The organism is Paenibacillus sp. 01L418, assembly GCF_056400045.1.
In genome coordinates this window covers 1-5,518 of record NZ_JBFTSN010000417.1, presented here as the reverse complement: position 1 = coordinate 5,518, position 5,518 = coordinate 1, and the positions used below count along the sequence as shown (strand labels likewise).

General features: G+C 44.0%; 5 protein-coding genes. All 5 read right to left on the bottom strand.

Annotated elements, in window-relative coordinates; genetic code table 11:
- Positions 1 to 1,041: ABC transporter substrate-binding protein (locus tag AC1DSE_RS29215; RefSeq protein WP_477528625.1), on the bottom strand; the 1,041-nt coding region annotated here is incomplete at its 3' end.
- 189 nt (positions 1,042 to 1,230) lie between these two features.
- Positions 1,231 to 2,514 carry an extracellular solute-binding protein gene (locus AC1DSE_RS29210; RefSeq protein ID WP_477512401.1) on the bottom strand — a complete coding sequence of 428 codons (1,284 nt, stop codon included), beginning with the start codon at positions 2,512 to 2,514 and terminating at the stop codon, positions 1,231 to 1,233.
- Positions 2,515 to 2,543: 29 nt separating this feature from the next.
- Entirely contained in the window at positions 2,544 to 3,530 is a 987-nt protein-coding gene (locus AC1DSE_RS29205) for a substrate-binding domain-containing protein (RefSeq protein WP_477512402.1), read from the bottom strand.
- A 15-nt stretch (positions 3,531 to 3,545) separates the two neighbouring features.
- Positions 3,546 to 5,330, bottom strand: coding sequence for a cache domain-containing sensor histidine kinase (locus AC1DSE_RS29200; RefSeq protein WP_477528624.1), 1,785 nt, complete (start codon positions 5,328 to 5,330; stop codon positions 3,546 to 3,548).
- A gap of 1 nt (position 5,331) precedes the next feature.
- Positions 5,332 to 5,518: helix-turn-helix domain-containing protein (locus AC1DSE_RS29195; RefSeq protein WP_477528623.1), on the bottom strand; the 187-nt coding region annotated here is incomplete at its 5' end.

Genomic DNA, 5,518 nt, shown 5'->3' with positions numbered 1-5,518 from the left:
GGCTACAGTAGCTGTGGATGTATTCGCAACCACTTTACCGCCTGCTTCTTGCGTAATGGAAGGAATGAAACCAAAGTCAAAGCCAGCAGGAACGTCTTTAGCCATTTCATTAGGCAGCCAAAGGCCATTCACAATGAAAGCATCTTTGTTTTGCAGGAATAGCATTTGTGAATCCGTGTGATTGATTTGGATAGAAGCTTTGTCGATGTAATCCTTATCGCGCATTTCTACGATTTTGTTCAATGCAGCAAGAACAGCAGGGCTCTCAAAAGCTTCTACTTTGTTAGCTGCCATATCTTGAAGAATGGAGAAATCGTTGTTGTTTGCTGATACGATAGCTGGATACAGGAACGAGCCATTGATATAGTACGGGTATTTACCTGTGTGAATGAACGGCGTAATGCCGTCTGCTTTGATTTTTTCGCTTACAGCAAGGAACGATGGGAAGTCAGTTGGTTCAGCCCAGCCTTTTTCCTTGAAGAGCGCTTTGTTCCAGAAAACACCCCATGAGTTGAGTACGAGTGGAATGTTGTATACTTTACCGTCAAATTGTTGAGCAGGTTGAGCCAAAATGTCGCTGATTAGATCACCGTCAACGTTTTTGGCATCTTTCAGCCAATCCGTCAAATCTTCCAGCTGGCCGTCTTCAACCATTTGGCGATCGTTCAATACCGGACCATCGATGTATACGAAATCTGGCGGGTTGCCGCCGATCCAGCGAGGTCTATTTTGATCGTTAATTTTAGGTCCTGCGGATTCTTTAATGTTAAGCTCCGGATTTGCAGCTTGGAAATCAGCAATAACTTTTTTCCACCATTTATCGCCATACCCGCCCACAAAATATTGAATTTCGAAATCGCCTGTTAGCTTAACCGTCGTGTCGGTAGCAGCAGGTGCGTCCGTCGCTTCAGCAGCCGGCTCCTTTGTAGGTGCATTAGTAGCTGCTCCACCATTATTGCTATTCGAGCCACATCCAACTAACGATACGGCAGCCAAAATAACGGCGATACCAAGCGCTGCAATCTTTTTCTTCATAATCATTAAAGCAAACCCTCCCAAAAATGATGTTTTTTACACTGTACTTAGGGGCTCATCTTGCTGCTCCATCGTGTAATTTCATCATAAATTGGGAGGGCTATAATCTCTATTGAATATCTTCCATATATTCTTTATTATCTTCTCTTCCGTGCATATAAAGCTATTTTTCGAGTAATTTCGCTAAGATAGTGCTTATTTTTGCGGATTGCTCTTGTTTTCTGCAAAAGACTGCAATTCATCTAATGCCGCCTTTGGCGTCATTTGCTCATATAGAACAGCTTCACCGAGCTTACGGGTATAATCAAGCACCGCTTGCCAAGCAGGCTCCTTCGCCGGATAAAACCTCGCTTTGCTTAACGCTTCCAAATCGCTTTTGATCACTTCGCTCTTCTCCGACAGCTTGGCGCCCACCGTCGTCGTGACGGGAAGAAACCCTTCGCGTTTAATCATTTCTTCATAAGCTCGATCTTCATAGAGGAAGTCAAGAAACTTGGACAATGCTTCTTTGTTCGTATGATCGGTTTTGAAGGAGACAAGCAGATCATGTACACCAAACGTAATTGGCGATGTACCATCCTTTACTGGAATCGGACCCTTTCCCCATTCCAGCTCCGGAAACTCTTTGGGGACGACTGCCGAGAAATAATTGCCTGATATCATCATAGCAAGATTGCCTCCGCCCATAATTCGCTGCTTCTCGTCGCGAGTCGTTATGTTTGGCTCTGGCTCAGTCAAGCCTTTATCAAACAGCTCTTTAAAAAAAGACAATCCTTCCACATTGGTCGGTGAATTAATGGCCCATTTCCCATCCTTAATCCAATCTCCGCCCGAGCCAAAAAATATATAAGACAAAGTCGCCTGAGTCTCATTGTCCGACAGGTCAATTCCGAAGCCGTCTGCTGCACCAAGCGCTTTAATTTTCATTGCGGCCTGCTCCAGCTCCGACCATGTTGTCGGAGGGGCGGCAATGCCCGCTTTGCGGAACAGCTCCTTGTTGTAGTATAAATTCCGTGTAGTGGCTACGTATGGAATTGCGTATTGTACCCCATCTATCTGATCCATATCTACTAAGTTCGGATACAGCCGATTCGCTAGTTCAGGCGATATAATATCGTCCATATTATTCAACAAGCCATCCTTGGCGTAATGGGCATACACATTCGTATTCAGAAGATCGGGAGGCTGGTTTTTGCTAATCATTGTCGTATAGATTCCATCGAGTATATCCCAGTTGGCTACTTGCAGCTCTACATCAATGAGGGGGTTTTTCCTCTCAAACTCTTTTACTAGCTTCTCAAGCAGCGGCTTCGTTTCCGTACTGTATTCGGAGGCGACAAACCGAATCAACGCCCGCTCCTCCTTCGGAGTTGCAACTGGCTCTGGGTTCTCGTTCATGCACGATGAGGAAACTACTGTAATTAACAAAAGGCTGATAGCAACCATAAGAGGCTTAGTTCCATAGCGTTTTCGCTGCATAGGGTTATATTATCCTTCCAAATAGGAATCTACTTACTCGTTATAAATGGGAATAGCAGCTTCTGATTTTCCGTTGTATACATATTTTCTTTCGTGATGACATTGGATTCGATATAGGTGATAGGCTCGGTTTTTTCTCCATCAATTAGCTTTAGCGCCGCTTTCACGCCAAGATAACCCATATTAAATGGCTTTTGTACAATAGAAGCTGTCATAATGCCCGACTCCAGCAATTGAACCTCATCACTGGTGCTATCAAATCCAATAAGATTAATAGCACCTGCCTTGTTATACTCCTTCAGCAGCCTTGCAACCCCCTGTGACGCGGATTGATTGAGTGTAATAAATGTATTAATGCCGGAATCGCTTCGAAGCAGCCGCTTGGCAATTTCATAGGCTTGATCCTCGGAATCATCTGCATAATAGGTTTCCATTGCACTCGCTTTGTAGCCCTTCAATGCAAAGCGCATTCCCTCCAGCCTCTCTTGCGAAATAATAGAGCTCGCGTAATCACTAATAACGGCAATATTCGGATCACCGTCCGTTTCCTGAATGGAGGTTTGTCCTGCTAGTTGTCCTGCTTCTTTATGGTTGCTTGAAACAACGATAGGAGAGGGCTTCATACTCGGAGAATGATTAATAATGACCAGCTTGATGCCTGCAGCGCGCGCCTTGGCAAGAATAGCTGGCATTCGATTATCCATTACCATATCAATGACAATCGCTTGCGGCTTCCGTGCGATCGCATCCTCCAAGATTTGAATCTGAGCATTGGAATCGCCTTCAATAAGCGGACCTTCTACACTCAGGTTTAGCCCCGTTTCCTTAGCTGCTGCTTCCGCACCCTGATTGACTGCCTGCCAGAAATCAAGTCGAATATTTAAGGATTTCAAAATGACCGTAACATTTTTCTCCTCATGGTTAACACCAAAAAGCAGATTAAAGTTGAATACAAAATAGATGGCAATCATCGCAATTGCCACGACTAGCAGCAGCGTAAATCGATGCTTTCGCATTATTTTGCTTCCCCCTTAATCGAGCTTCGGTATTACGATCGTAATACAGGTGCCCTCTTCAATTTCGCTGCGAATTTGAATGCCATACTCATGCCCAAAATAAAGCTTGATTCGCTCGTTTACATTGCGTATCCCGATGCCCTGGTTGGCGTTATCCTCCAAATTGCTGTAGAGAAGCTTCCCTAGCTGTTCCGCTGACATCCCTTGGCCGTTATCCTCTACTTCAAAAATAATTTGATCGCCTGCCTGCCTTCCGCGGATCGTAATTAATCCATCATCCATGCCATACATGTTCCGGATGCCATGATAGATCGCATTTTCTACAAAAGGCTGAAGCAATATTTTTAACGTTTTATAATCAAGAATCGATTCGTCCATATCAATGACATAATTAAGCTCATCGTTATAGCSCATTTTCTGTATAAGCAAGTAGTTCGTAATATGCTCAATTTCCACTCGAATCGGAACCAGCTCTTTTTCCTTCGTAATGCTTGCGCGGAACAGCTTAGCTAAAGCGGATGTCATCAGAACGACCTCCTCATGCTGCTTCTGCTCGGCCATCCACACAATCGAATCGAGAGTGTTGTATAAAAAATGAGGATTGATTTGCGATTGAAGCAGCAGCAGCTCGCTCTTTCGCTTATTTTCCTGATTTAAAATCGTTTCCTCCATTAGAAACTTGGTTCGGCTGACCATTAAGTTAAAAGATCGACCCAGCTGTCCGATTTCATTCATTTGGCCAATTTCCGTCTGAATATTGAAGTTGCCCTTCTCTACTTGCTTCATGTCGGATTGCAATACTTTAATAGGCTTGGATAAACGATGTGACAATCCTATAGAAATCAGCAGCGTAATGGCTAAGCCGCATAAGGAATAAAAAATAATGGAATTACGCAGACCCTCTTTGTTTGCAATTAAATCATCTGAATAAGCCACTCCGGCAATTCTCCAACCAAAGTTCGTGTCCTGCACGGAGTAAATACGTTTGTCTCCACCCTCGTTCACGACGAAGGATTGACCGCTTGGAGCCTGCAAAACTTCTGCAATACGCTCTGTACGCAATTTGCTATCGATGAGCTGCTGCTGCGGATGATAAACGATATGACCTTCGTTATCCACGATGAAGAGATAACCTTTTTTGCCGAGGTTAATATTTTCGCAAATGTCATTAATGACACTTAAGTTTAGATCAACGAGGAGTACGCCATCCGCCTTAATTCCATCTGTGCTCTTAAGCTCACGACTCAGAGAAACCACCCAGCGGTATTCGTTTTCAATTAAGCTTTGTACATGAGGAGCAGAAACGACGGACCTGCCGCCTGCCGCTTTTGCCAGCTGATACCACTCTTGATCCTCTGTCTTTGTATTTGGATTTAAGGTAGTAATTCGGCGGTCAGAAACAAATCGTCCATTGTATCCAAACACCATAATGGATGCAATGTCCTTGCGCGTATACAAGATCGCCTGGAACAAGTCGGAAATTTGCTTCTCGTACGTGCGGCGGTTCTCTGCGCTGATGAAGTTATTGTCCGATATGTAATACTTGACGTCCTTATTCGTTAAAGCGAGCAGTGAAATATTTTCCATATTGTCGACATACGATTGAATATTTAGGTTGACCTGCTTAATAATTTCCTCAATGTAGCCTTTCGAATTCCGCTCAACCGCCGATACGGAAACTTGATAGCTTACTAGACTTGTTAATACGATAGCAGCCAAAATCAGCATAGAAAAAGCTAAAGATATATTGGATTGAATGCTTTTTAGCGGAAACAAAGGAAAGAACCGATCTTTGAGCATGTTAGGCTCCGCTCCCCTTTATTTGTCTCTCTCTGTAATCCTTTGGCGTTATACCTGTGTGCTTCTTAAATAAAATGCTAAAATAATTCGGGTCCTTGTAGCCCACCTGCTCCGCAATTTCATACAGCTTCATCGCCGAATTRTGAAGCAGCTCCTTCGCCTTGGCCACCCTTACACCGGTCAAATAC